We start from the raw sequence: 26,277 nt of genomic DNA on the forward strand, positions 1-26,277 counted from the left end.
CAATGTTCCAGAACAACGACACTTTCACTTTCGATACGGGCATATACGGCTTCTTCTACAAGATCCTGTACCCGATCGAGTGGCTCATGACCTACATCATGACCTACTGCCACAAGTTTCTGACCCTGATCGGGTTCCACAAGGGACCCGGAGTGGCATGGGCGCTCTCGGTAGTGATGCTGGTGCTGGTCGTCAACCTTTGTGTCCTGCCGCTCTTCATCAAGCAGCTGCGATCCATGCAAAAGATGCAGGCCCTGCAGCCAAAGCTGATGAAGATCCAGAACAAGTACCGCAACAAGAAGGATCCAGCCAGCCGAGAGGCCATGAGCCGGGAGACCATGAAGGTCTACCAGGATAATCATGCCAACCCCATGGGGTCCTGTCTGCCCATGCTGGTCCAGGGCCCGGTCTTCATGACCATGTTCTATGTGCTTTCAGCGGTGCCCTTCATCGCCCGGGGCAAGCGGGCACCTCTGGGAGCCTTCAATCGGCAGGTGGCGCGAGAATTCGAGGAGACCACCTTCTTCGGACTGCGGATTTCGGACAACTTCATGTCGGCACAGGGTGCGGGCCGCATAGTCATTGTGGTCTTCATCGTGCTCATGTGCCTGGCCATGTTCTACTCGCAGTTCCATAATGTCCGGCGGAACATGCCCAGGTCGGCCATGCAGGGACAGCAGTACAAGATGCAGCAGATGATGGCATTCATCTTCCCGGTCATGTACATCTTCTCGGGCATCTACTTCCCCTTCGCCGTACTGATCTACTGGCTGACCAACAACCTGTGGAACCTGGGCCGCACACTCTTCCAGGTTCGCCATATGCCCACGCCGGGTTCGCCAGCCGCCGAGAGCAAGGAAGAGCGGGATCACCGCCATGAGAACGCCCGCCGCAAGCGCCAGGGGCTGCCCTCTCTGGAAGAGGAGCAGCTGATGGAGGCTAAGCGGCTGGAAGAGAAGGCCCGAAACAACAAGAATGTCTCCCACCAACGCTCTCAGCCCCACCGCAAACGTCGTGGCCATTGATGTGGCTACTAGCAGCGGTGGCCGACGTGGTGACTGAGCTTTCGGTCGGGCGGATACTGGAGTAGTCTGCAATCATCACGTCCGTGTATCCTCAATACTGGACACTCGATTAGTGACCAGGAATCCAGTGGACCTGAGGTTATGAATCGGATGTAAACGCGTGTAAGGAGAGCATAGATGTCTCAGTCTCTGGACCAGGGAAAGACCATCGAGCAACTCAATGAGGAGGCGGATGTTGCCGCCGACTATCTGGAGGGGTTGCTGGATATCGCCGATTACGAAGGCGATATAGAGATGGGGGTGCGCAACCACCGTCCGACCGTGCAGATTGTGGCTGACGACGATACGGATATCAAGCATCTGATCGGCAAGGATGGCGAGGTAGTCGACGCTCTTCAACAGCTGACGCGGTTGGCCGTGCAACAGAAGATAGGGGAGCGCTCTCATCTGATCGTGGATGTGGACGGCTTCCTGCGGCGCAAGCGGGAGCATCTTCGCGAGCAGGCCCTGGATGTGATTGACGAGGTCCGTGAAACCGGTGATCCCGTCAATATGAAGCCTATGAACTCCTTCGAGCGCAAGATCGTCCATGACATGGTCCGCGAAGAGGGGTTGAAGTCACGCTCCCACGGGGAGGAGCCCCACCGTTACGTCACGGTCTATCTGAAGGCCAAGAGCGAAGACGAAGACTTGCCTGACGATGTTGAGGATGTGCCAGTCGGGTATGATGCTCGGCTTGACGTGGATGAAACCAGTCAGGTCGATGATTCGACTGACTACGCTGCTGATGACGATTCTGAGGATGCCGATAGGGAGTGACTGTAAAGCCATACGGGGCTATCCGTCGATGAAGTATTCATGACGCCGCCTTTTTTGGATTAGTCCATTATTCGGTGCAGCCATGCAATCTAAGACTGTCGTGCTACAGGCTAGGGTTGTGTCGCCTGTCAGATGTGTAGTGTTCTCTGGTTCATGATGGTGCTTAGTTGCCATAGTCTTTAATTCGGAATGCGCTTGGTCGGTGATCCTCTATCAGAAACAGCCTTCTGTGCTGTTTCCGCTAGGATACTGATGTACAGCCCTCGGTGCTTTTGAGTTGAGAATCATAGGTCGACAAGGGTCTTCGGGATCCATGCAGGTCTTGATTACGGCAGGCTGAATGCGATGAGTACAAGACAGCATGATGGCGTCGTGATCAGCAACTGCGATCGAATGGACACCGAATGTGAATATGAGGAGTTGACATGGCTGTTGTGAATGATGAGCTCAACGATAGTCCCCTCTTGAGCCAGGTGCTCGGCGATGCTCTTGTGCCCATGCAGCGTTTTCATGACAAGCTCTTGCGTGAGGGTGTAGAGAGAGGCATCATTGGCCCTCGCGATGAGGGTATTATTTGGGAGCGGCACATACTCAATTCGGCCGCGATTGTGCCTTTCGTACGAGGCCAATTGACCACTGACAGTCAGACAGCAACAGTGGCGGATATAGGGTCAGGCGGGGGTTTCCCAGGTATTGTACTAGCTGCGTGTCTTCCGCAATGCAATGTCGCCCTTATCGAGCCAATGGAACGACGTGTAATCTGGCTGCAGGAAGTCATTGATGAACTGGATCTGACTAATGCGGTTGTGGTCCGTAAGCGTGCAGAAGATCTGGCTCGGCAATCCTCCACTACGTCAAAGCGTCACAACAATAAAGGTTCTCAACACCGCCGTCATGGCCGTCGTCGAAGCCAGGAACGTGCGGTTTCCGCTTCCAGCCGCGGTTCTTCAACCTTGGCCGCAGCCAGCGATGGTGACAGCCGACAAAATTCGAATGGACATGATCCTTCAGTGACGACAGGTGGAGCAAGCTTGGAAAATATCGATACTACTCCTTCGATTCCGGAGGTTTTCGATGTCGTGACATGCCGCGCCGTAGCGCCTATGACCAAGCTCGCTGGATGGACTTTGCCCCTCTTGAAATCTGGGGGCCAGCTTATTGCGCTTAAGGGTCGATCGGCGCAGGCGGAAATTGATAAGGCTGCCAAAGAGATAAAGAAATGTCATGGAGAGAATCCACGGGTTTGTCAGGCTCCTGTCGCACCTGGCCTTGAGGATACTCACGTGGTTCTTGTTGACAAACGCTAAAGCGGGAAGCTGGTATTCTAGTACTTAATGACTTTGGTGTCTGAAATTCAGCATGCTGAAAAAAAGACTCAATTAGAGCATCAACTTTTCTTTGTCAACATAAAAACTCCTTACATGGTTATTAAGTTATGTTCTATTAACCTGGTCTTTTATAGACAGTGACTTAACGAGTCGCTACTTTTTCAGAATTGACGACCAGCCAGGTTCAGGGGGAGGGGCAAGCGCCTGCCTGATCCGTGCTGCCTATCTCAGACGCATTTCCCATTATTCTAGAAATTCTAGAGATCATAGTTTATCCTTAAGCTATATATACCAGCCATCAGCTATTTATATATATGTATATTGTTTGAAATAAAATTCTAGTATGTTTTCTTTATTTTCCAGATTATATTTATCAGCCTTAGCTATCACTTTTAGCTACTCTGTTGGAAGCGCTATTTCGTACCGAGCATGGCTGCAAACTAGCGCTATATCTATCGTGCAACGCTCATTATGGAATAGATTATTCTGCTGCCCTCTAAAGCTAAATTGCTAGTTTGCTCTGGCTGTTGCTTGAGATGCTGTTATTTTATTACTCACCGATCTATTAATCTTGCCAGCTCTATACTACTCTCTTGTATTTGCGCTTTCCTTGATGTACTAAGTAATTGATTTCAACGGAATGTGCCGGGTGCCTTGCATTTTGAAGCACTCGAGAAGTCTTGTCATCTCTTCGTTACTAGTCCTGCAGCTGAGTTGATGCTTCCTTTTCGTTCTTGCTGATGGAATGGATGATTGTGTGAGTTGGCGATCAAATGGTCCCAACCAACGTGTGTCTCAAAACCATCTCACGTCTTGATTAATTTGTGGTTCGCTACGATGGCAGCAATTAAACGGCTGATAGAAAGAGATTTAATACTTGGTCTTTTATTTTAACCGATGTTTCACGTGAAACATCATCAAATCACGGCTCTTTCTAGGCCCATATATATCAGCGCAGGTTGATTGATTATTTATTGATGAGCATCATGTGTGATGAGTATTCGGAGTAATGAACATCTGGAGTGGTGATCATTTGCAGTGATAGGCATAGCTAAATTCGCTGTCAGGTGTGTGCTTGAGTTAGTAGAGCATATTTGTTCATAATCGAATAATTTTGCGATGAATTTTTTAAAGTACTTCATTCAAGCTAGTTGCTCTTACCTGATTAACGTCAATGCAGCAGAGAGCAGGATGTTTCACGTGAAACTATAGACACAGAGCACAACATTTTTGTGGCCGACCATTGAAATATAAGCAAAAAGATGATTCAAAGACTCTCAGGTGTTTGAGCTAAGAACTCATCCAGCACAGGTCCTTTTAGTGGACAGCATTTCCGGTCATGATAAAGGTAAGAAAAATATAATGTGAACGAATCTGAATGTAGATAGCTCCCAATATACAACCCGGAATGATTATCTATAATCTGTCAGTGAGCTTTCGCCTGAATCGGGCTGAAGCTATTGTTGTAAAGAACGCTTTTGGAGAATACGACAGATATAAAAAATGCATCCGATGACCTAAGTTGACTCTCCTAAGTAGACCATTTACAAGGTAAGGTACTTTTCAAGGCAATAGAGATGTTTCACGTGAAACAATCTTTTGCTGAGCAGTTGTATAAGGTTAGCGGTCAAAAGAGGGTTTGATCTGGGAGATCCAGCAGTTTTAGAACTGCTATCTAACAGGTGGATGAAATCATTGATTATAACCACGCATGGTGCTGGTTACTTGACCGATGTAGAAGATTTATTATTTCGTGGCCTCTAAGTTATGCACAATTTAGAGTTAACGAAAGAATTATCCACATTAGTATTCGTGGACTGTTTTTTGGAATGAGAAGGGTCAAAATTGTCAATAATTACAAGGCAAAATTAGTATCTTTGGGCAAGGATCAGTCGTAGAGGTGATGAGAAAGCTATCCACACTTATCCACAGTTATAAACAAAGGTTGTGTATAACTTGCAGTTGCTTTGACATGTCCAACGAGGACGGGAAAATCGAATTGTTATCAAAAGGAGGAAGGTTCGTGACCACATCGAAGAAGGTGAAACCCGTTTCGAGAAATACCCTTGACGCCGGTGAGCAAAAGACGTCGAACACATCAGGTATGGAGACGGCAACGGATATTCTGAATCGAATATTCGCTGACGGGACCGGTTCGGTGGCCGGCGCAGAGATGGCAGACCTTTCTGCACGTTATCAGGCCTTACGTCGAGCTGAGTTTCCTCACCCTTCAAGAACACGATTCATTGCGGTCGCAAATCAAAAAGGTGGAGTAGGGAAGACTACGACTACTGTCAATTTAGCGTGCGCATTCGCTGAATTCGGTGAACGTGTGTTGGTCATAGATATGGATCCACAAGGCAATGCTTCTACTGCATTAGGTGTAGCCCATGAGTCTGGGACGCCATCAACTTACGATGTGCTTGAGGGTCGTCTTGGAATAGACGATGTTAAGGTGGTTTCGCCAGAATTTCCAAGCCTGGAGGTTGTTCCTTCTTCTATTGATTTAAGTGGCGCTGAGCTGGAAGTTGCGGATATGCCGAACCGTAATCAGCTAATGAAAAAAGCAGTTGCTGATTATCTCAAAGACTGTCAGCAGCATTATGACTATATTCTGGTTGATTGCCCGCCTAGTCTTGGATTATTGGTACTGAATGCCATGTGTTCAGTCAATGAGGTATTGATCCCTGTGCAAGCTGAATACTATGCCCTTGAAGGGTTGCAACAACTGCTGCATACGATAGGACTTGTTCAGCAAAGCTACAATCCCTATCTCGTGATTTCTACCATGTTGTTGACTATGTACGACAGGCGGACGTTGCTCAGCAAAGAAGTCTTTGATCAAGTCAAAGAACATTATCCAGATATAGTGCTCAATACGACAATTCCCCGGTCAGTCAAGATTTCTGAAGCTCCCAGCTTCCGACAAAGCGTTGTCACCTATGACCCCAAGGGGGCGGGAGCCATCGCCTATGAAGAGGCAGCATTAGAGATCGCTCAGAGGTCCGAGCGGGTGCTTGAACATATCGCCAATAGAAGACAGGGGGAGTGAGGACATGACGAGCCGTTCTCGGTTAGGCAAGGGCTTGGGGGCTCTGTTTCCTGCACTGCCAGGTGAAGATGACGAGACTCCTACTGACACTAGTCAACAACAAGGTTATAACGAGCCGAATTCTGGCAACAAGCGCCCGGCTCTTCAGGAATTGGATACGGAATCGAATGGTCAAAAGCGCTCAGCGACGAGCTCTACAGTAAGAGACAAGGCGAAACAAGAACGCAGCATTATACATTCGGATCATGCAAGTTCTCAACAAGTCGCTTCAGCCGATTCTTCCAAGAGTCGTCGTAAGCGTTCTAACAACGCGAAGCAAAAGCGTGTCAGCATTCCCCGATCGCTAAACGTGGATGTTTCACGTGAAACATCAACATCAAAGGGGACTGCTAAGCGCCGGCCTGTCCCACATATTAGCGGGTTGGAACACCCCAGTGATTTATTCTTTGGTTCTGCGACGACACATGTTTCACGTGAAACATCGCCAGCGACGGAATCGAGCAAGACTGTCGGTCGACGGGCAATGGAAACTCGACCAAGCGATAACCATGCAACTACTGCGGGTAACAATAATGAACCCAATGAGGCGAATGCTAGTAGCCAAGAGCAATTGAAACCCGTTCAAGGTGGGTACTTGGCTGAAGTGCGTGTAGATGACATTAAGCCCAACGCCCAGCAACCGCGGCAAATCTTCGATGAAGACGAACTACTGGAACTGTCGCGCTCCATCAAGGAAGTTGGCGTGTTGCAGCCCATAGTGGTGCGCAGATTGACTTCTGCAGACAGTGCACAATCCGATGGGAATAAAACAGCATCCCTTGTCAGTGCGGAAAGTAAATCGCAAGTATCTGACATTGAGACTGGTGAAGAGCGAACGAGCCAGCTTTTAAATCAAAGAAAAGCGAATCTGCGACAAACAACCCATTATGAGATAATAATGGGTGAACGTCGTTGGCGCGCTACTCGATTGGCTGGTCTCGATACCATACCTGCAATTGTGAAAACAACGAGCGATGACACCATGTTGCGTGATGCATTGCTTGAGAATCTTCATAGAGTGGCTCTTAATCCGTTGGAAGAAGCGGCAGCTTATCAGCAGATGATCGATGAGTTCGGGTTGACTCAGGACGGTTTGTCTAAGTCAATCTCTAAGTCAAGGCCTCAAATTACTAATACGCTTCGGTTATTGAAGTTGCCTCTCAGTGTGCAGAAAAAGGTAAGCTCAGGTGTGTTATCAGCCGGACATGCTCGCGCCTTGCTGACTTTGCCGGATGAAAAATCCATGACTGCTATAGCAGATAAGATCATTGCTGAGGGTTTGTCGGTAAGATCTACCGAGGAACTCGTCGCGTTGCAGACCGGGCAGACGAAGCAGAAAGCAAAAAAACCTAGAGTAAACGCTTGGGCCAATAGTCCCGTACGCCAAGATCTGGAGAGTCACTTTGATACGAAAGTGGCTATAAAGGGCACTAAAAAGCATGGGAAAATAGAAATCGTATTTTCTTCGCCGGAAGATATGGACCGAATTGTTGCAATTCTTTTGGATAAGAATCAATCCGTAAGCAATAACAGCCGCTCGGACGATAAAGGCTGGGTTTAATCCCATTCTGGAAATGCGACTGCAGGGTTTGCTTATCCAAATCCTGCAGTTCATGTAAGCGATTGTTGCAGAGTTTAATCAAGCTTGGTATGAGCAAATGAGCAATCGCTGCATTTGCCCTATATCTAGAATGATTTGACAGTTATGAGTATATTTCATTCGCCGACCAGGCAAGTTTATAGTTAGTATTGGAAGGTTTGGCGAGATGTGCAAATCTATTGCCAGACTGCTGGATTGTGAATCACTGCTGACTGATTTACTGGGTCATTCTGTTGGGTAATTATACTTGGTTGAATCGGTACCTCAGCCGAATAGCCGCCTGTATTTGAATGGGTGCGTCACAAGGACTGATATGCAGTTGCTATAGACGGCTATGCCTAATTGATATAAACGATGTGCCAGGCAATCTTAAACTGCCAGGCACATATGTTGTAGTTCGCGTGGCTTATCAGGTCCTATCGGTTATCCAAACTCGTAAGATATTCCTGAGCATCTAAAGCAGCACGGCAACCCATGCCAGCAGCTGAGATGGCCTGACGATAGATTTTGTCGGTAACATCACCAGCAGCAAAGACTCCAGCTGCAGAAGTCTTTGTTGATCCACCCTTGACCAAGATATAGCCATCCTGGTCAAGATCCACTTGGCCATTAAGAAAAGCAGTCTGAGGGGTGAATCCGATAGCGACGAAAACTCCGTTCGCTGGAATAGAGGACTCCTGGCCCGAGGCTGTATTGCGTACATCCAACGAGGTCACGCCACTATCGTCGCCGTTGATCCGCGTTACGACTGAATCGAGCAGGAAGTTGATCTTGTCATTGGCCTTGGCACGGTCCACCATGATTTTGGAAGCACGGAAGCCTTGGCGACGGTGGATCAATGTTACGGAAGAGCCGAAACGAGTCAGAAAATCTGCATCACCCATGGCCGAGTCGCCGCCGCCAACGACCACGATCGGCTTCTTCTTAAAGAAGAAGCCGTCGCATGTGGCGCAGTAGGATACCCCTCGGCCTGAAAATTCGCGCTCACCAGGAATCTCCAATTTACGATATTGAGAACCTGTGGTGATAACGACGACCCGAGCCCGGTATTCTTCACCGCCATCGGTGGTGATCCGTTTGACGTCTCCGCTCAAGTCGACAGAAACAACATCATCATATTCGATCTGAGCTCCGAAATGTTCGGCCTGATCGCGCATCTGATCCATCAGATCGGGGCCAAGTACCGCTTTGGGGAATCCAGGGAAGTTCTCTACTTCTGTCGTGTTCATAAGCTGACCGCCGGGCGTCAGGGCTCCAGCAATAACAAGTGGAGCATACCCAGCCCTGCCAAGATAAATAGCGGCGGTGTAACCAGCAGGTCCGGACCCTATGACAATGGCATCATGAACAGTTTGCTTCATATCGCTACTGTATCCATGCAGGATGACCGGGCCACACGCGGTGGGCGAAAAGGGTGCTAGTTATCTCACAGTAAGCTCGGCTCTGACAAGATCAAGCTATTCTTGAACCATGGAGAAAACCGTGGTAGTGGCCATCGTAACCAATCTTGGGACGATTCTGGTGATGATCTGGTTTATGCTCCGAGTTGATCGACTGTTGCGAGAGCATCCCAGCCATCAAACAGACGATAAGAGTGAGGATGACGGCTGGCATAGCTGGCGTTTTTGGAATCCTCCAAGCTCTGATGACAATGACGACAAGTTGGATGCGGATTCTCCGATAATAGACAAAAGCCCTGGTGCTGATGAAGATACGGCTGCTAGAACTGCCGAACGGCATGCTTCCTCGACTCCGGAAGGATTTGGTGAAAGCTCTTCGTGCACATTGGACAATAGCGGGGAAAGCAACAGAGACAAGTAAAACTTATTTAGCAAGGTGGTAGTCAGTTTGATCATGGTGATTATGGTGGAAGTTCGGTTTCAATCATTTGTTTGATCTTACTCCAGTATGGTCTTTAAACCAGGACAGATGTGCTGGGATCTATGTGTCCACCGCTTCGGATGGAATCAATGGTTTTTCGACGGAATTTGGAGCAGGGGAGGCGAGCAGGCCGATCATAAGCAATAGGGCTCGATAAATGGATGCCGGTAGGAATACCGTGCTCTCAGCAATGAGTACGAACAAAGCAAGGTGATTGATCCGGGGCAACAAAGCTGATGGCAGAGCGGAACTTTGCAGGTGCAAACGCAAATATTGCTCGAAATTCTCGATGGAGCAGCACGAACGGCTCAGTTCTTGTTGATATATAAGCAGCGATGCCTATATGTAGTATGCAGTCGGGCCTGTCTTGACAAAATAATCTTGTACCAGTTGATGCAGGATCCGAAGTGGTTGCAATCCCGCGAAGGCTGTATTCATTGTCATCTGATTCACATCGTGGCTCGGCTCACACCTTGAGCGGGCGGGATTCACTGTCCGTCATGGGTGGTGTTCGGCCTGTGTTAGTCCGTGCTCTTGCAGTAAATGAAGTGCACTGCAGTGAAGTGTACTGCTCTGTCTAGTAATTCGTATCGTATATATGGTGCCCGTCCTGTGTGCTATCCGTCTCTGTGCATGCATACCTTCTGCCTTGCAGGTCACATGCGATGCATGTTGCGCAAATTCGACACAGTACGTCACATGGACCGCTCATGATAGCCAAGTGATAGGCAGAACAGGGCAGGCTTCGAGGTTTCAGTCGGTTCGCTTTTGATTCAAAACTGATTGAACTAATGCAGTGTATAGCTCTGGCAAATTGTAGCCGGCGGCCAGGGCTGATTGCGGCAAAAGCGAGGTGTCTGTCATGCCGGGCGCCACGTTGGACTCCAGGAATTGCGGCTGGCCTTGAGCATCGACGATGAAATCGGTGCGTGAGATATCGCGGAGCCCCAGAGCCCGGTGCGCTGTGAGCGCGGCATCGCTCACGGCCTCTGTGGTCCTGGCATCCAGCCGGGCTGGAACATAGAATTCCGTCGGACCGGGTGTGGAACGAGCCTCGAAGTCGTAGGTGCCTGAGGGAGTCCAGATCTCGAGCGGAGGCAGAACCAGAGGGTGTCCCTCAAATTCGAGGATGGACACGGAGACCTCGGTGCCTGTGACAGCCTGTTCGATCAGAGCCACATCACCATAGGCGAAGCAGTTGATCAAGGCCTGGGGGAGCTGGCTCTGCTCAGTCACCATGGTGCATCCCATTGCCGAGCCGCCCATGGTGGGCTTGATAAAGAGCGGGAGGCCAAGCGAGCCGAGAAGCATATCGATAACGGGTTCGACTCCCAGTTCGCGGAACATGGATTCGGGCAGGGTCACGGAGTGTGGCGTCTGCAATCCGGCCATGCGGACAACGTTCTTGGCGATGGGCTTGCTCCAGGCGGTCCGGGAGGCCTTGGCCCGGGAGCCGATGTAAGGCAGTCCTGCCATCTCCAAGACATCACGGATGGATCCGTCTTCGCCGTTGGCACCGTGGAGCAGTGGCCAGACCAGATCAGGGCGGGTCGACTCATCGGTCAGGTACGGCAGGAGCGAGCCATCCATATCGTGGACGCGAACTGTCCATCCGGCCTCTTCCAGGAATCCTTGGACTCGATGTCCCGAGCTGATGGAGACGTCGCGCTCGTGACTGAGGCCGCCGCAGATAACCAGGAGCGACTTATCGGCGCGTTTGGTGGCCTTGCTCGCCAGGGAGCGGACATCGTCCATAGTGACCGGTGTGGCTTCGCGGATAGAGCGATGTGAGGTCCGGTTGGCTCTTTTGGCCACTTCGCCAGCGCTCGCGGCCGTGGTGGCGGCCGTGCTTGCGACTGTGGTCGTCGTTGCGCTCGCGGCTGTTTTGGCCTTGTCAATTGCCGGGGTTTTGCCGCCGGTCTGCTGCCGGGGTGTCTTGCTGTGCTTGGCCGCCATGATTCAGCCCCTTTCCTTGCCGCTGTCAGGCTCGAACAGCCGGACGGTGGCGAGTTCATTCTCGATGACCGTGGACAGTCTGCGTATTCCTTCGCGGATCCGATCGGGGGTGGGATAGCAGAAGGACAGGCGCATATGGTCTGCCCCCTCCCCGTTATCGTAGAAGGCTGTGCCCGACACGTAAGCCACCTTGGCGGTGATCGCCCTGGGCAGCATGTCCTTGGCGTTGAGCCCCTGGGGTATCTGCAGCCAGATGTAGAAGCCGCCCTTGGGCTTCAGCCATGAGCAGTAGGGCAGATACTTCTTCAGAGCCTCGTCCATGGCATCGCAGCGTTCCTTGTACATCCCCCGGTAATCGTTGATCTGCGATTTCCAGTCGAAGTTGTCCAGGTAGGTGGTGATGGTCATCTGGCTCATGTTGGACGGGCAGAGAATGGCTGATTCGTTGGCCAGGACCAGCTTCTGCCGGATGCCAGGAGGCGCAACCATCCAGGCAACGCGCATGCCCGGGGCGATGATCTTTGAGAAGCTGCTCAGGTAGACAATGCCCTCGGAGTCATAGGAGCGCAGGGCTGGATAGGTCTGGCCGTCAAATGCCAGCAGTCCGTATGGATTGTCCTCGACGATAAGCACGTGGTATTTTTTAGCGATTTCGATGATTCGTGGCCGCCGCTCGACACTCATGGTGGCTCCGGCAGGATTGTGGAAGTTGGGCACAGTATAAAGGAACTTGACCGGCCTGCCCTGGCGGCGCTGCTCCAGAATGGTCTGCTCCAGAGCTTCGGGGATCAGCCCGTCGCCGTCCATGGCCACATTGACCACATCGACCTGGAAGGACTGGAAGACGCCCAGAGCACCCACATAGTTGGGTGCCTCAGCCAGCACTACATCGCCTGGGTCGCACATAATTCTGGTGATCAGGTCCAGTCCCGACTGGGAACCGTTGACTATGACCACATCATCAGGCTGGACGTCCTTGATGCCTTCCAGCTCCATAATGGGCAGTACATCTTCGCGCAGATGGGGATCGCCCTGGGCTGATCCATACTGCCAGGCCACCTGGCCCTTGCTCCGCAGCATGTCGCCAAGCTGGTCGGCCAGCTTATCGAAGGGCATCCGGCCCAGGTAGGGCATGCCGCCAGCAAGGGAGACCACCTCAGGCCGATTGGCCACGGCGAAGAGAGCACGAATTTCGGAGGCGCGCATCTGCTCGGCCCGTGCCGCATAGGAGCTGTACCAGGGATCGTTCTTGATGACCTTGGATGCGATATTGGGATCATCCGCCATAACTGACTTCCGCCTTCCTGCCGCCATTGTCTAAGGAAACTGTATTACCTGCGGGCGCCATGTTGGAGGAAAAATCCAACACATTACCATTTCGGTACACCCATGGTATGGGCATACCGGTGGGCGGGCAGCCGTGCTTGGCTGATGGTTCATGGAGTTTGCAGGCAATGACGGTCGACAGGTGGTCTGCGGGTCGGCCGAAAGAGCGTTCGCTATTCGGGCATCGATCCACAGACATGCTTAGAAAGCTTGGACGGAAGTGAAGCGCAGGGTATTTCCTGGCATGCCGTCCATGGGCACCCAGACTACCAGGTCCTGAGTCGTCACCGGCTCGTGCAGGGTGACTTGAGTGGTGCCTGAAGGATCGAAGCTGAAGTCGGCCAGCGGCTGTCCCTGGTTGGGCTGAGCTGCTGTGGAATTCGCATAGATCTGGGCATGGCCGCCGCTCTGAGGTGCCACAATGGTCAGGCGGGATACCTCTTCCGGCTTGGTCAGGTGCATATACCATCCGTACCCTTGCAGGCCAGCAGGCTTGTTGAGGAAGAGCTGACGATCCGACTGATAGGCCGTGGTGTTCTTAGGCTTGGGTGGATCGGGAACCTTCCCGGCCTTCTTGTCGGCATGGCTGACCTTGGCGGTCTCAGCATCGGCACCGGCCTTGGCTTGACCATTGCCGTTGCCATGTGTGGAAGGAGTTGCCTCTTCGCTCTCATCGGTCTTGCCGGGGAATGGAACGTTGGACATGACCGGCCAGCCGCCATCATCTTTACTGACATGGGGTCGGGACCCGGTAATGGTTGAGAGGGCCCAGACCAGGGCCACCACAACGATTACGGCCGCTATGGCGATGACCACTGAGCGGGTCGTGAAGCGGCCGAATAGACGGGTGTCGGCTATATCAGCCTCATCATCCAGGTCCTTATCCTCCTCATCGTCCGGAAGTGCTGAATAGGCCGCTGGCACGGGCATGGAGTGGATTTCGGGCGTGAAACTGGGCGGCAGTGGCTCGATGACCGTGGTCTGCTGCTCCTCCTCGTCGAAATCAGGGGTCTTGGCTCCGTCAGAAACAGCGGCGGAACCAGAGTGTTCATTCCGGGATGCAGGATCTCCTCCGACAAGCGGTTCGGCAGCCGTGGCTCCTGCTTGGCGCGCATGTGGACCTTCATTGGCTGTTGTCTTGACCTGGCGGCTGCCTGCCGCAGCATCCTGCCCGCTGCCGGACTTGTGGAAGTCCCACTGGGAGAATCCTCGCTCCACGGGATTATTGGCAGTCACGCCGTTGCCGCTGAGAGCCTCGGATGGTCCGTGCTGGTCGTCTTTAACGACCGGCATACGTCCAGTCACGGCCTTGGACTCATCCTCATTCATGGCTGCAGGCCGGACCGTCGTAGCTCTGAGTGCGCTCACATCCATGGCTGCGGTCTTGTTGCGGGAAGAGCTGTTCAGCGAGCGCAGCCGCTGGCGCTCGTCAAAGAGCGAGAAGAGATCGGTATCCGTATCTTCCGGATTGAGCATTTCAATTTCGCTGCGGCCGGGGAAGAGCAGTTGGTTGGTCTTCCAGTGTGGCTCATGGTGAGATACGGTCTGCGCGGCAGGCAGGGCCGAGGAGGTCAGACCTTTAGGAAGCGGAAGTACATTCTTGGGGTCCACTGGGCGCAGGGCCACGGCTTCGATGGAGGCACGGCCGTCCATTTCGGGCCAGATCAGATCGCTGTCGGTCAGTTCCTCAGGCGGGATCCATGGGCTGAGCAGTGCCGAGAGCTCCGCCAGGGTAACCAGTGGAATCGGCGCAGCTCCCCGCTCGTTAGCCAAGCCCAGCCCACGCATGCAGATGATTCTGAACTCTTCCGCGGTGTGCTTGGGCAGCTCCTGCAGACTGGGCTGCCGTCCGTCCTGGTCCGGCCTGCCGGTCAGCATGGCATAAAGCACGCCGGCCAGCTCGCGTATGGCATACTCCTCATCCGTCAATCCCTGCTCAGTTGAGGCCGACGGGTGCTCGAGCATGGGCGATATAGGTGCATCCGCCAGAGTGATCGAGGCTGGCGCCAGCCTGATGGTGCTCGTGGAGACCGCATAGTCGACCATGCCAGCGGCATGCAGGGTGCGCATGGCCTCGGTGACCTCTCCCATGATGGTGCCGATGGCCCTGTCGCTGAGTGTTTCCCCACCTGGTCCGTGCATGTAATCCCTCAAGGACATGCCGGCATCGGGGGCGGTGACGATCAGAGAGACCTTGTCGCGAGTGTGCAACTGGTAGACCGGGGTAAAGCGACGGTCCTTGCTCAGCGCCAAGCTGGAGGCATTGACGTTGATCCGGTCCATGCAGGTTGAATCCCCGGCGATGAAGAGCTGGCAGTCTCTGTCCAGAACCTTGTCTTTTGCTCGCCAGGCGCTCAGACCGTTCGCGCGGCGGAGCAGGGTGACCAGGGTGTATCTGCCGAGGATGGTGTCTCCGATATGCGCGTTCATGGTTGCCGAGCTCTCATCAGAAGTGGGGCGCCGCCTGTAGTCGGCGGCACCGTGGTGGACCTTGCTGTTCCTAGGCACAATCCTAACGGGTTGCGAGGTCGGCTGGGTCGGCGCAGGCCCGGCTATCGCGGATTCTCCATCAGTGCCGGGCTCGCTGGCCTCCTCAAAGTTCTCCAGCGCCGCGTCCAGGCCTGGCAGGGCGGAGTCGGGGGAGGAGGAATGCACCACTCTGACCGAGCGGTCGGCCAGTCGGGAGGGCCGTTCCTGCAGGGCATCCAGGCTGCGGACGGGGTGCCGGGCAGTCCTGCCTAGACGACGGGCCAGATCGACCAGGAGCTGGACGAATTCCTGGGTGCGCAGGGCTACCAGGGTCACGGCATAGATGGTCGCTGTCAGCAGGGTGATGATCACGCAGATGAAGAGCGCCTGCACCCAGCTCATGTGACCCTGTCGGTCTTGAATCCAGGCGCCGACCAGGTGGGTTACCGGTGTCTTGACCGTCAGGGCAGCTGCCAGGGACAGTCCTGCAGCCAGAAAGGCCTTGGCGTAGGTGGTCAGGATCCGTCGCTCGTCCAGATCCCCTTGGAAGGGGTTGCGCAGCATATGCGTCAGGATGGGGAAGCTGAGAATGTCGCTCAGGGACAAGCTCAGCCCCACCAGGGCCGCCCAGTAGCGGGGAGGGAACAGACGTATGGATGCCAGAACCAGCACTACCTGGATGGAATTGGAAACGGCTGCGAAAATGAACGGATGGCGGCCATCCTCGAAAGCGTAGAAGGTGCGCTGAATGAGCAGGAAGGCACTCGAAGGGACCAGTCCTAGGGACAGGGTTATCAGCGGCCCTGAGATCAGGACGGCCTCATGGACGCCCACAGAGGGCAGCAGGGCTCTGGTGATGGGCACTGGAATTGCCAGAAGGACTGCACAGAAGAAAAACATCACCAGTCCGATGTTGCGCAGGGCCTGACTCAGATCATTGCGGGCATCCCCGATGCGGCCGTCCGACACTGCCTTGGACAGCTTTGGGAAGAGGGCCGTGCTGACCGAGACGGCTACTAGTGAATAAGGAAGGATGAAGAGCGTGTAGGCGTTCTGATAGGAGCCATTGCCGGCGATGTCGAATGGGTTGCCCTCCAGAGGCGCGCCGTTGTTGATGCGGGCATTGACCACGTTGGCCAGCTGGTTGATGATCACCACACACATGCTCCATGCCGCCACTGAGCCCATGGATCGCAGGCCGATTCCGCGCAAGCCCCAGCGTGGACGGTAGCGGAAGCCGCTCATAATCAGGGGGATGAAGAGGACCAGCGCCTGGAAGGCCACACCCAAGGTCCAGGCCCCAGCGGTCAGAGCCACCTTGCTGTTGTCCCAGAAGCCGACGGGCTGATTGCGGGCGTTGCCGAACAGAAGGATGAAGACCAGGAAGCCCAGACAGCTGATGACGTTGGCGCCCACCGAGCTCCAGGCGTATGCAGTGAACCGGCCTTTGGCGGCCAGAATCTGACCCAGGACAGTGTAAAGCCCATAGAAGAACACCTGCGGCATGCACCAGAGGGTGAAGGAGTTGGCCAGGGCCCGCTGTGCCGGGTTCCACTTGGAGTTCAGATAGATGGTGGTCAGCACCGGAGTGCCCAGCATCAGCAGCAGGGTCAGCAGGGCCAGGAGGACCATGGCGACTGTGATCAGCTTGTTCAGGCGGTCCGCTGCGTCCCGCTCCTTGAGGGTGCGTACGATCTGCGGGACCAGGACGGCGTTGAAGATGCCGCCCGAGATCAGAGTGAACATGACTTGAGGGATCATGGCGCCGGTCTGGTAGGCATCAGCTGCGATTCCGGTGGTGCCTATGGCGGCTGCCAATAGGATGGTGCGGATCTGCCCGGTCACGCGGGAGGCCGCGGTGCCCGTGGCCATGATGGCGGAATTGCGCCCTACGGAACTCATTCGTCCGGGTCCTTCGTACGGTGGAACTGCCGCCAGAGCCCCAGGAGTCCCAGGAGCACGGCGATGACAATGATAATCAGGCCACTCATGTCGCTCAGTCGCAGATTACTGGTGATCTGAACCCGGCGCACCTGGCCGAAGGGGCGCCCCTGGCTGTCCAGCAGGCCGATATCCACATTGGCTCTGCCGGCTGCTGCCACTCTGACCTTGAAAGTCACCTGGGCTTCTGATCGGGCGGGAATGACCGCCTCGGCCATACGCGATGTGACGATCTCCATGGAGTCGGTTCGGGCGCTGATGCGGGCGTGGACAGGGTAGGGGTGGCTGTTGCTGACGGTCACGGGCATGGAGGCCGTCTCACTGACGACGTTCAGAGATTCACTGGGCGTGATGCTGACCCCGTCCAGGAGTCGGTGGGATATGGCCTCGGCCTGATCGGCCAAACCAGCGGCGGCTGCGGTTCCTCCCAGTGACTTCAGAGCAAGGTCGTCGTGGGCGGCGGTCAGCTGGCTCAGCCACTGATGTGGATCCTTGGGCTGGCGGGCGGTGGCGTCGGCATCCTGGCGCGCCAGGGCCTGGCTGTCGGTCTTGCCTGCCGTGGCACTGGCGGTGGGTTGGGACTCCTGCTTGCCGTCAGCCAGGATGGAGGTAGCGAATCGGTCGATGTCGGCCCGGCTGGCGATCAGGGAGTCCAAGGTGCCTGTCGAGCCGTCGCCATGCTTGTCGCTGTCCCTGTCGCCGCTGAGCTCCAGGGCTTTGAGCAGACCCGACGAGCCGCCAGTGAAGTCGGGCGCCTGCATCAGGTTGTTCATGGACACCAGGCTGATCCATGGGGCGTGCTCCAGCTCGGTCATGATCCGGTCCGCCTCCTGGGTGTCCTGATCAGCATCGAAGCAGACCAGGAGGGAACGTTCGGCGTAAGGCTGTTCCATCTGGTAAAAGGCGCTCTGAGCGATGAAGCGGGCCGTCTGTCCCGCTGGGGTCTGTTCCCCGGTGGCGCGCGTGGAGCTGGGATGGCCCCTGGCCAGATTGCTGAGCTCTCGTTGAGCCGACAGGACGGTTACCTGTCCGGCTTTGGTCTCGATGGTGTACTTGCCGGTGTGAGCGGAGGTGCCGGCGCCGACCTCGAAGCCCTGGGGGGCGATGATCGTCTGGTAGCCAGCACGGCGGGCTGCAGTGATGGACTCCATGGTCCACTCCTGCCTGCCCTGCCAGGCGTATGTGCCAGGCTCGGCGTCAGAATAGAGTTTGGCTGCGGTCTGGGCGCTCCAGGACTCGGGTGTGACCCCAGCCTTGGGATAGCGATCCTGACTCTGGGAGGCGTACCCGGTGATGTCGAAGTCGGCTGGCTGGATCAGCCCCTGAATCCGGGGACGGTTGGCGAAGGTGGACAGGTAGACCGGATCGCCCAGGGCCTGCAGGGACCCGTGCTTGGTCAGCAGCTGACTCTGATCCTCCTGGCGGCGGACCCCCTGGCGGGTCAGTGTCACGCTCTGGTTTTTATCGTTGCCCGAACCTGACTCGGATCCGGAACCGGACTGGGTCATCAGCGCTGTCATAGCCTTGTCGTCAATGTTCCAGTCCGAAGAGGTCAGCGGCATGACCATGGTCAGGGACAGGGCGGGGGTGCCTGCGGTGGGCAGGCCATCCCAGGTCCGGGTCAAAAAGGTGAATACGTCGCCCAGGACTTGGTCCTGATCATCGCTTAGGGACAGCCGGACAGGCTTGGGCCCCCAGCTGGTCATCTTCTTGAGCGTGTCTTGATCAGCGGGCACGTTGACAGAAACCTCGATGCTCTGCCCGGCCGGAATCGTCGGTACGGTCTGCGTACCCAGAACGTCCGGGGTGGGGATGCGGGCGTGGCCTTCGGACCAGGCCTGCATATCGGCCCGGGAGCTGAAAGAATAAAGAGCGCTGGTGGACGCGGTCAGACGGGCATTTTCCATGGGTCGGTTCGCAGTGTTGGTCACCGCGGCGCGCAGGGAGTAGCCGGACTTATCGTTCACCACTGGTGTTGACCAGCGCAGGGCGACCTCAGCTGAGCTCTGGTGATTAGCGGCAGCCAAGGCTGGTGTCGGGTGCCAGGGAGTCGTCACCAGAGCCAGCAGGAGGAGGGTTGCCTGCAGGATTCGAGCCCACCGGGACCATCGTCCGAAGGCATGGGTGCGCTGGCTGGTGCGCCCGCTCGGGCGCAGAGGGGTCTGGATCATGGCTGTTTTTTATACTTCCTCGCGTAGAGCCAGGCTATCTTACGCTCATTGGGGTAACTGAGCACTGAGGTCAGGTCGGAGAAGTCCACCCAGATGGCGTCCTCGGCCTCATGGTCGGGATCGCCCTCCACGCTCAGGGATCCGCTTATCATTCGCAGGACAAAATGATGAACCAGCTTGTGGACCCGCTGATTGGTCCCGGTGAACCAGTAGTCGATGGTGGCAATGGAATCGGTCACCCTGCCCAGTATCCCCGTCTCCTCGTGCACCTCGCGCACGGCCGTCTGCTCGGGTGTTTCCCCCTTCTCGATATGTCCCTTGGGCAGGCACCATTCCAAGTGGCCCGAGCGGGAGTGCCGCGCGATGATGGCCACCCGGTCGTGCGGGTCAAAGATCAGTCCGCCCGCTGAATACTCACGCACCACGGGCAGCTCCTGGGCATCCAGGGAGGCGAAGGTGGAAGGACCGGAAGCGTGTTTGTGCCGGGGCATGAGAGCAGGCGTGGGGGCGTCATCCTCGGTCCGTATGCGCTCGCGGACCTGCGGATCCAGACGTTCGCTTACAGTCTCCACAAGATGGCCTCGCCTCTGCTGGCCGCGGGCATGGGTGTCCGCAGCGGCGGCGCTATGTGCAAGCATGCGCGCCATGTCTGCGGGCGTAATCATACTCCAACTCTACGTAAGGTAATGTGCAGGTGGGGTAACGGTATGCTAGTAGGCGCATCAACTCCGTAGGAAAGGGTGAGCGTGGATTTCCAAGTCTGGCCGGAGGCCATCGAGCTCGGGCGCCTCTTCGCCGAGCAGGGATATGAACTGGCGTTGGTAGGGGGTCCTGTACGCGATCTGCTCCTGCACCGGCCCTCCCATGACCTGGACTTCTGCACCTCGGCACGGCCCGAGCAGTTCGAACCCATCCTGCGCCACTGGGGGTCGGGATTCTGGGACATGGGGCGCAAATTCGGCACCTTGGGCGCGCTTCGGCGGCGTCCTGACGGAACCGAGGTCAAGGTGGAGGTGACCACCTACCGGCGAGACACCTACGATCCAGATTCCCGCAAGCCCGATGTGGACTATGGGGACAGCCTTGAGGGAGACCTCTCACGGCGCGATTTCACCGTCAACGCCATGGCTCTGCGGGTGCCCGACCTGATCTTCGTAGACCCCTACCGGGGGGTCAACGACCTGGCCAAGCAGGTGCTGCGAACCCCGGTGGATCCGCGTCAGTCCTTCGACGACGATCCCCTGCGGATGATGCGGGCCGTCCGGTTCGTTGCCCAGCTGGGATTCACCATTGCACCGGAGACGGCTGAGGCCATTACCCGGATGACCGAACGAATCAGCATCGTCTCGGCCGAGCGGATTCGCGACGAGCTGACCAAGCTCATGCTGGCTGACCACCCCGTCCAGGGCATCGAGGCTCTGGTGCAGTCCGGCTTGGCCGACATTGTTCTGCCCGAGGTTCCCGCCCTGCAGCTGGAGATAGACGAGCATCACCGGCACAAGGACGTCTTCGAGCACACCCTGATGGTGGTGGACCGGGCCATCGCCCTGGAGACCGGACCTGACGGACCTGTGCCCGCCCCGGACCTGACCCTGCGCCTGGCCGCGCTGCTGCACGACATTGGCAAGCCCGCCACCAGACGCTTTGAGCCCGGTGGCAAGGTCAGCTTCCATCATCATGATGCAGTCGGAGCCCGGCTGGCCCGCAAGCGTCTTAAGGCTCTGCACTTCGACCACCACCTGATCGCCGACGTCTGCGACCTGATCTCCATGCACCTGCGTTTCCATGGCTACGTGGACGAGCGGTGGACCGATGCGGCTGTACGCCGTTATGCGCGGGAGACCGGTCCGCTTTATGAGCGGCTTAATCGCCTGACCAGGGCCGATGCGACCACCCGCAACAAACGCAAGGCTCAGGTCTTCTCGTCCGCCATGGACGAACTTGAGGACAGGGTGGCTCAATTGCGTCGACAGGAGGATCTGGATGCCATCCGGCCTGACTTGGATGGGCAGCAGATTATGCAGATTCTGGGCCTTAAGCCTGGGCCGCAGGTGGGGCGCGCTTATCGGCACATGCTGGACTACCGCCTGGATCAGGGTCCGGTCGATCAGCAGACAGCCGAGCAGGAACTGCGGGACTGGTGGCAAAGAGAAAGCGCCGATCAAGCCTGATTCAGGGGCAAACCTTCCCTGGATGTCTTTCTTGGGCGCCCTTGGTCGGAAGACTGCGAATATTGGCGGTGTGCTGTCGAATCCGGCACTACGCCGGATTCGACAGCATCAGGCCTTGGGGGCCTTGGGCAGGTTCTTCATGGAAGAGGGATCGGCCTGGCAGCCCTTGATGGCTTCGATCTTGCGGCCTACGACTGCAGTGCTGTCCTCGTCGTTCAGATCGGTAAAGGTGGCCCCAACGACCACGTCGATCAGATCGTCGCTGCGGTCGTCCATGATCAGAACGGCATCGTTGAATTGGGATCCCACTGTGTAGCCGCGGTCAATGGCCGAAGCTCCGAAGCGTATCTCGGTACGGGCTGTTTCGGTCTTGCCCGGATAGTCCGCCACATCTTGCATGTTGAATCCACGAATACGCAGGGCCGAGGCCAGGGCAGTGGCCAGACCGGTCTTGTTGGTGCCGTTGAGCACCCGCACGCGGATATCTGGGTGGTTGACCAGCTTGGACTTGTCAGGCGGGCAGGGTACGGCGACCCCATAGTTGGGCTTGGTGATAGTGGCATGTTTGGCGGTATGCCCGATGGACCCGAAGATGATCAGACTGCATATGACCAGGATGGCCACCAGGGCGCTGACGACTATGGTGAAGACCATCTTCTGCCGCCGTCGTACGAACTGCCTGCGGGCCTCGCGTTCGTCGAGTGGTTCGGGATTCGTCATGTTGCCTACTCTACTGTTCATGGGTGACTCGCAGGGGGACCATTCTGGGCAGGACTGGCGAGTCAGCCTCGATTATCCTGTCGACGGCATTCTGCTCCCGCCAGAGCCTTATCAGTGTGATTGCCTGCTCGGGGCGAGGGGTCATGACCACCACCGAGGGGCCCGATCCAGAGACAAAGGCCGGTCCGGCGCCTGCTCGCCGGGCAAGGTCCAGGGCCTGGCGCGAACGCGGGTGCAGGGTGCAGGCGGTCTCCTGCAGGTCGTTCAGGTCGTGGGGGCCTGATCCGATCAGGTCGAAAGCCTTGTAGACCTTTGCTGTGCTCAGCTGATCCTCGTAGGCTCCAATCAGGAGGTGCCCGGTCAGCCCGGCCTGCGACAGCTGCTGGGCCTTTGGGCCATTCAGATCCAGGGGTTGCAGAATCTGGCCGAAACCTGTGCCCTTGCTGAGCCCTCCATGCAGGCAGAAGGGCAGGTCCGCGCCCAGCCTGGCAGCGATGCGATCCAGCTCGGCGGCAGGCATCCCTAGATTCCAGAGCTGGTTCAGGCCCAGCATGGTTCCGGCTGCATCCGTGGATCCTCCAGCCAGCCCGGCGCCTACCGGTATCCGTTTGACGATGTGAATGGCCACATCAGGCTGATGCCCAGTGGCCTGGGCCATGGCCAGGAGGGCCCTGACGGCCAGGTTGGCGCGTGGATCAGCATCACGGCGGTTCAGGTCGCCCAGGTGATCGCCCTCCAAGCTCAGGTGGAAGCCGCTGCCAGGCTCTCTCCGGCGCAGTTCCACCTGGTCCCAGATCCCCACGGCGCTGTAAATGGTGTCAAGACGGTGTCGTCCTCCGAGGTCGGTTCGGCTTGGTCTCACACGAAGCTTCAGATTGATCTTGGCGGGACAGGAGAGGACAATGCCGTCCCTTCCGGTTGCCGGGCTCACGCGGTCACCTCGCGGCGGGCTTGCTCCAGGGCTACGAACTCCTCGATGGTCATGGTTTCCCCCCGGCGTGCGGGGTCAATGCCTGCAGCCTGGAAGGCTTCGGCGGTCACCAGCCCCTTCAGAGCGGCGTGCAGGGTCTTGCGGCGCTGTCCGAAGGCGGCATCGATCAGGGAGAAGACCCGGGCCCTCGTCCCTTCGTCGCTGTGCTCGCGCCCATCCTTGTCCCGGGTGAAGGAGACTAGGGCTGAGTCCACGTTGGGGGCTGGCCAGAAGACATGGCGCCCGATTCTACCTGCCTGGGAGGCATGGCCGTACCAGGCCAGCTTCAGGCTGGGGGCGCCATAGACCTTGGATCCCGGGGTGGCCGTCAGCCGGTCCGCCACCTCCTTCTGGACCATGACCAGGAATCGGCTTAGATTGGCGAACCGGGCCAGGAGGGTCAGAATGATCGGAGTGGCTACGTTGTAGGGCAGGTTGGCCACCATGGTCAGGTCGGCGGTCGTGCCTGCATCACCTGCCAGCTGAGGAGTCAGGGTCAGGGCATCCCGGTTGATCACGGTCAGCCGGTCCAGGCTCTCCGGCATGCGCTCGCGGACGGTCTGCGGCAGCTGCCGGGCCAGGGCGGGATCAATCTCGTCGGCGGTCACCAGGCAGCCCATCTCTAGCAAACCGAGAGTCAGGGATCCCAGACCAGGACCTACTTCCAGAACTGGTTGGCCGGATGCCACCCCCGCCAGACGCACGATCCTGCGCACAGTTCCTGGATCGATGACGAAGTTCTGCCCCAATCGTTTGGTGGGGTGGATGTCGATCTGGTCGGCGATGCGTCGGATGTCGGCTGCTCCCAGGAGGCGGTCGCTTTCGATTTTAGTGTTCATGTTGGTTTGTTGCTCGTAGATGTGGTAAGGAGTCAGTACCAGTGCGGATAACGTCCGTTCCAGAGGCGCCAGGCCGTGCTGGGATCACCATATGTTTTGCTGATGTAGTCGAGTCCCCAGTCAATCTGGACTGCGGCATCATCGTGCCAGTTGGCGCCGAAGTCGCCCATTTTGCGACCTGGGTAGGCTTGGGGAATGCCATAGGCACCGGAGGGATTTTCAGCATTCCAACGCCATCCCGATTCGCCGTTCCACAGTTCCACTAGAGCTGTGAACTGCGAACCCGTCCATCCGCGTTGGGCGGCTGCGCCCCCGGCATAGGTTTGAGCCAGTTCTGGACTGGCATGCCAAAGACCGTCACGAGATGGACTCGGCGCTGGCGACGGGGCTGGTTTGTTCTCGGGCTTCGTTGGAGTCGGTGTGCTCGGCTGAGCGGTCTGTGTTGGCGTAGGGGCTGGTGTCGATGGCGACTGCGAATCCTGGCTGGGCGAAGGGCTCTGAGAGGGGGTCTTCTGCGCCTGCTGGGAGTTCTTCTCTGTGTCCTGGGACTGCTGTCCGCTGTTCTGTCCCTTCTTTGGCTTGTCGGGACCGACGGCCACTACCTGATCCACTGGCATGGCTACGGTCTCCTCTTTGACCACCTGCTCTGATTCAGCCTGTCCGTCCACGTAGGTGACCTGGATGGTCTGCAGGCGTTGACCGGCTACGCCCGCCTGCCGCACCTGGGTCTGACCGGGCGCCAGGCTCTGGTCGACCACGGTCCTGGTGGCGAAGGCTATGGGGATCGTCCTTTGGGTGTTTCCGTGGGTGACCCGTTGGACACGCAGAACAGTGGCGCCCTGGTCATGCTCCACGCTGACCCGGTCCTCCTTGCCCAGCACGATGCCCTTGGAGTCCAGGATGGATGCTGCTGGGAGCTTGCCGTCAGGGGCCACCGAGGTCTTCCCGTCCGCTATGACGGTAACCGGCCCTGCCTGGTTGATGACCAGACCGCCGGTCAGCTGGTTATAGACGTTGCCCACATCCACGGTGACCTTCATGGCCTGCTTGCGGTTCTCCTCGAAGAATCCCAGCAGCTGGTCCATACTGGTGGCCGTGGTCCAGAAAGGCACCCGCTGGCCCTGGATGACGATGGTGGTCTGATAGGCGGAGCGCACAGTGACCGCCGCATGGTTGCGCAGCTGGCCTCCGGAGGTGGAATCGACCAGGTCGTGGGTTTTGACCTTGATTCCCTGCTGGCGCAACAGACCGTCCACGCTGTAGGCGTAGGTGGTCACCATTTTGGTCTTTCCGTTAACGCTCAGCGCTACGCTCTTGCGCGCGGTGATGCCGAAGGTCAGGACCATGGCCAGAACGACCAGCAGGGCGCAGGAGGCTACGCGGATCCTTCTGAGCACGACGAAACGCCGCGGTGTCCAGCGTCTGGCCATGTGCTCGCCTCCCCGTTCCTGCCTTGTCTATACTCGGCAATTCTAGCGGTGAGTGCATGGAGCGAGGCTGCACGATCCGCAAGGTCAGGCAAATATCCACATTTGTCGCAGAAGGGCGGCAACCAAAAAGCCGACTTGACCATCATCGGTCAGTCGGCTTTTCGAGACCCGAACCCTGGGCGGGCGGGCCAACGTCAAGAGGACGGGAATGAAGGGGAATAATCCCGTCCTCGGATACGAACGGAGTTGGTTGGGGAAAAGGCTCCGTCCGTACTTCGGAGAACGAGCCTCCGAAATGACTTACTCGAGGGAAGTATTTGCAATTATCTAGGTAATTATCCAGGTAATGTCCACTATTATAGCCTGCCCGCAGACAAAGCTGAATACATGGGTTTGCTGGTTCATTCCTAGCGTAGAGCCTCCTGTCAGAGTCGAACTGACGACCTGCCGCTTACAAGGCGGCTGCTCTGGCCAACTGAGCTAAGGAGGCGGTCCCGGTGGTCCATAACAGCATTCCGGGCCGCGGTACGGAATGATATC

The 26,277-nt window shown here is 56.6% G+C and carries 17 protein-coding genes and 1 tRNA gene; 7 read left to right on the forward strand and 11 right to left on the reverse strand.

What is annotated here, in order from left to right; all coding sequences use genetic code 11:
• Positions 1-2 precede the first annotated feature (2 nt).
• The 5 genes from yidC (at position 3) to ACGG9J_RS04875 (ending at position 7,824) form a co-directional block, all read left to right on the forward strand.
• Positions 3-1,025, forward strand: a complete 1,023-nt coding sequence (gene yidC / locus ACGG9J_RS04855; protein WP_390134126.1) for a membrane protein insertase YidC — start codon at positions 3-5, stop codon at positions 1,023-1,025.
• Between the two features lie 177 nt (positions 1,026-1,202).
• The gene (locus tag ACGG9J_RS04860; RefSeq protein WP_390134129.1) at positions 1,203-1,844 is read left to right on the forward strand and encodes a Jag family protein; all 642 of its coding nucleotides are present in this window, start codon (positions 1,203-1,205) and stop codon (positions 1,842-1,844) included.
• A 425-nt stretch (positions 1,845-2,269) separates the two neighbouring features.
• Positions 2,270-3,151 carry a 16S rRNA (guanine(527)-N(7))-methyltransferase RsmG gene (locus ACGG9J_RS04865; RefSeq protein ID WP_390134131.1) on the forward strand — a complete coding sequence of 294 codons (882 nt, stop codon included), beginning with the start codon at positions 2,270-2,272 and terminating at the stop codon, positions 3,149-3,151.
• Positions 3,152-5,276: 2,125 nt separating this feature from the next.
• Positions 5,277-6,224, forward strand: a complete 948-nt coding sequence (locus ACGG9J_RS04870; protein WP_390135316.1) for a ParA family protein — start codon at positions 5,277-5,279, stop codon at positions 6,222-6,224.
• Between the two features lie 4 nt (positions 6,225-6,228).
• Positions 6,229-7,824: a ParB/RepB/Spo0J family partition protein gene (locus ACGG9J_RS04875; RefSeq protein ID WP_390134133.1), complete on the forward strand. Its 1,596-nt coding sequence runs from the start codon at positions 6,229-6,231 to the stop codon at positions 7,822-7,824.
• A gap of 455 nt (positions 7,825-8,279) precedes the next feature.
• Here ACGG9J_RS04875 and trxB read toward each other — a convergent pair whose 3' ends face one another.
• Positions 8,280-9,224, reverse strand: a complete 945-nt coding sequence (gene trxB / locus ACGG9J_RS04880) for a thioredoxin-disulfide reductase (RefSeq protein WP_390134135.1) — start codon at positions 9,222-9,224, stop codon at positions 8,280-8,282.
• 109 nt (positions 9,225-9,333) lie between these two features.
• Between trxB and ACGG9J_RS04885 the strand changes: the two genes are divergently transcribed.
• On the forward strand, positions 9,334-9,684 hold the full coding sequence (locus ACGG9J_RS04885; protein WP_390134137.1) for a hypothetical protein: 351 nt from the start codon (positions 9,334-9,336) through the stop codon (positions 9,682-9,684).
• 813 nt (positions 9,685-10,497) lie between these two features.
• Here the strand turns inward: ACGG9J_RS04885 and ACGG9J_RS04890 are convergent.
• The 5 genes from ACGG9J_RS04890 to ACGG9J_RS04910 form a co-directional block, all read right to left on the reverse strand.
• Positions 10,498-11,700 carry a D-alanine--D-alanine ligase family protein gene (locus tag ACGG9J_RS04890; protein WP_390134139.1) on the reverse strand — a complete coding sequence of 401 codons (1,203 nt, stop codon included), beginning with the start codon at positions 11,698-11,700 and terminating at the stop codon, positions 10,498-10,500.
• A 3-nt stretch (positions 11,701-11,703) separates the two neighbouring features.
• Entirely contained in the window at positions 11,704-12,987 is a 1,284-nt protein-coding gene (locus tag ACGG9J_RS04895; protein WP_390134141.1) for an aminotransferase-like domain-containing protein, read from the reverse strand.
• Between the two features lie 240 nt (positions 12,988-13,227).
• The gene (locus ACGG9J_RS04900) at positions 13,228-17,397 is read right to left on the reverse strand and encodes a lipid II flippase MurJ (protein WP_390134143.1); all 4,170 of its coding nucleotides are present in this window, start codon (positions 17,395-17,397) and stop codon (positions 13,228-13,230) included.
• The gene (locus ACGG9J_RS04905) at positions 17,394-19,607 is read right to left on the reverse strand and encodes a DUF6049 family protein (protein WP_390134145.1); all 2,214 of its coding nucleotides are present in this window, start codon (positions 19,605-19,607) and stop codon (positions 17,394-17,396) included. Before ACGG9J_RS04905 ends, ACGG9J_RS04900 begins: the two co-directional genes overlap by 4 nt.
• On the reverse strand, positions 19,604-20,245 hold the full coding sequence (locus tag ACGG9J_RS04910) for an NUDIX hydrolase (protein ID WP_390134147.1): 642 nt from the start codon (positions 20,243-20,245) through the stop codon (positions 19,604-19,606). Before ACGG9J_RS04910 ends, ACGG9J_RS04905 begins: the two co-directional genes overlap by 4 nt.
• A 108-nt stretch (positions 20,246-20,353) precedes the next feature.
• On the opposite strand from ACGG9J_RS04910, the gene ACGG9J_RS04915 reads away from it, so the two are divergent.
• Positions 20,354-21,778, forward strand: a complete 1,425-nt coding sequence (locus ACGG9J_RS04915) for a CCA tRNA nucleotidyltransferase (protein ID WP_390134149.1) — start codon at positions 20,354-20,356, stop codon at positions 21,776-21,778.
• A 108-nt stretch (positions 21,779-21,886) separates the two neighbouring features.
• On the opposite strand, the gene ACGG9J_RS04920 is transcribed toward ACGG9J_RS04915, so the two are convergent.
• The 5 genes from ACGG9J_RS04920 to ACGG9J_RS04940 form a co-directional block, all read right to left on the reverse strand.
• A complete protein-coding gene (locus tag ACGG9J_RS04920) occupies positions 21,887-22,498 on the reverse strand; it encodes a LytR C-terminal domain-containing protein (RefSeq protein WP_390134151.1) in 612 nt (203 codons plus the stop codon).
• Between the two features lie 10 nt (positions 22,499-22,508).
• On the reverse strand, positions 22,509-23,429 hold the full coding sequence (locus ACGG9J_RS04925) for a 4-(cytidine 5'-diphospho)-2-C-methyl-D-erythritol kinase (RefSeq protein WP_390134153.1): 921 nt from the start codon (positions 23,427-23,429) through the stop codon (positions 22,509-22,511).
• Positions 23,426-24,307, reverse strand: coding sequence for a 16S rRNA (adenine(1518)-N(6)/adenine(1519)-N(6))-dimethyltransferase RsmA (gene rsmA, locus ACGG9J_RS04930; RefSeq protein WP_390134155.1), 882 nt, complete (start codon positions 24,305-24,307; stop codon positions 23,426-23,428). Before rsmA ends, ACGG9J_RS04925 begins: the two co-directional genes overlap by 4 nt.
• A gap of 32 nt (positions 24,308-24,339) precedes the next feature.
• Entirely contained in the window at positions 24,340-25,737 is a 1,398-nt protein-coding gene (locus ACGG9J_RS04935) for an aggregation-promoting factor C-terminal-like domain-containing protein (protein WP_390134157.1), read from the reverse strand.
• Between the two features lie 416 nt (positions 25,738-26,153).
• Positions 26,154-26,227: transfer RNA gene (locus tag ACGG9J_RS04940), tRNA-Thr, on the reverse strand.
• Between the last annotated feature and the right edge of the window lie 50 nt (positions 26,228-26,277).

The sequence above is a fragment of the Bifidobacterium apicola genome (genome assembly GCF_042846865.1).
GTDB lineage: Bacteria > Actinomycetota > Actinomycetes > Actinomycetales > Bifidobacteriaceae > Bombiscardovia > Bombiscardovia apicola.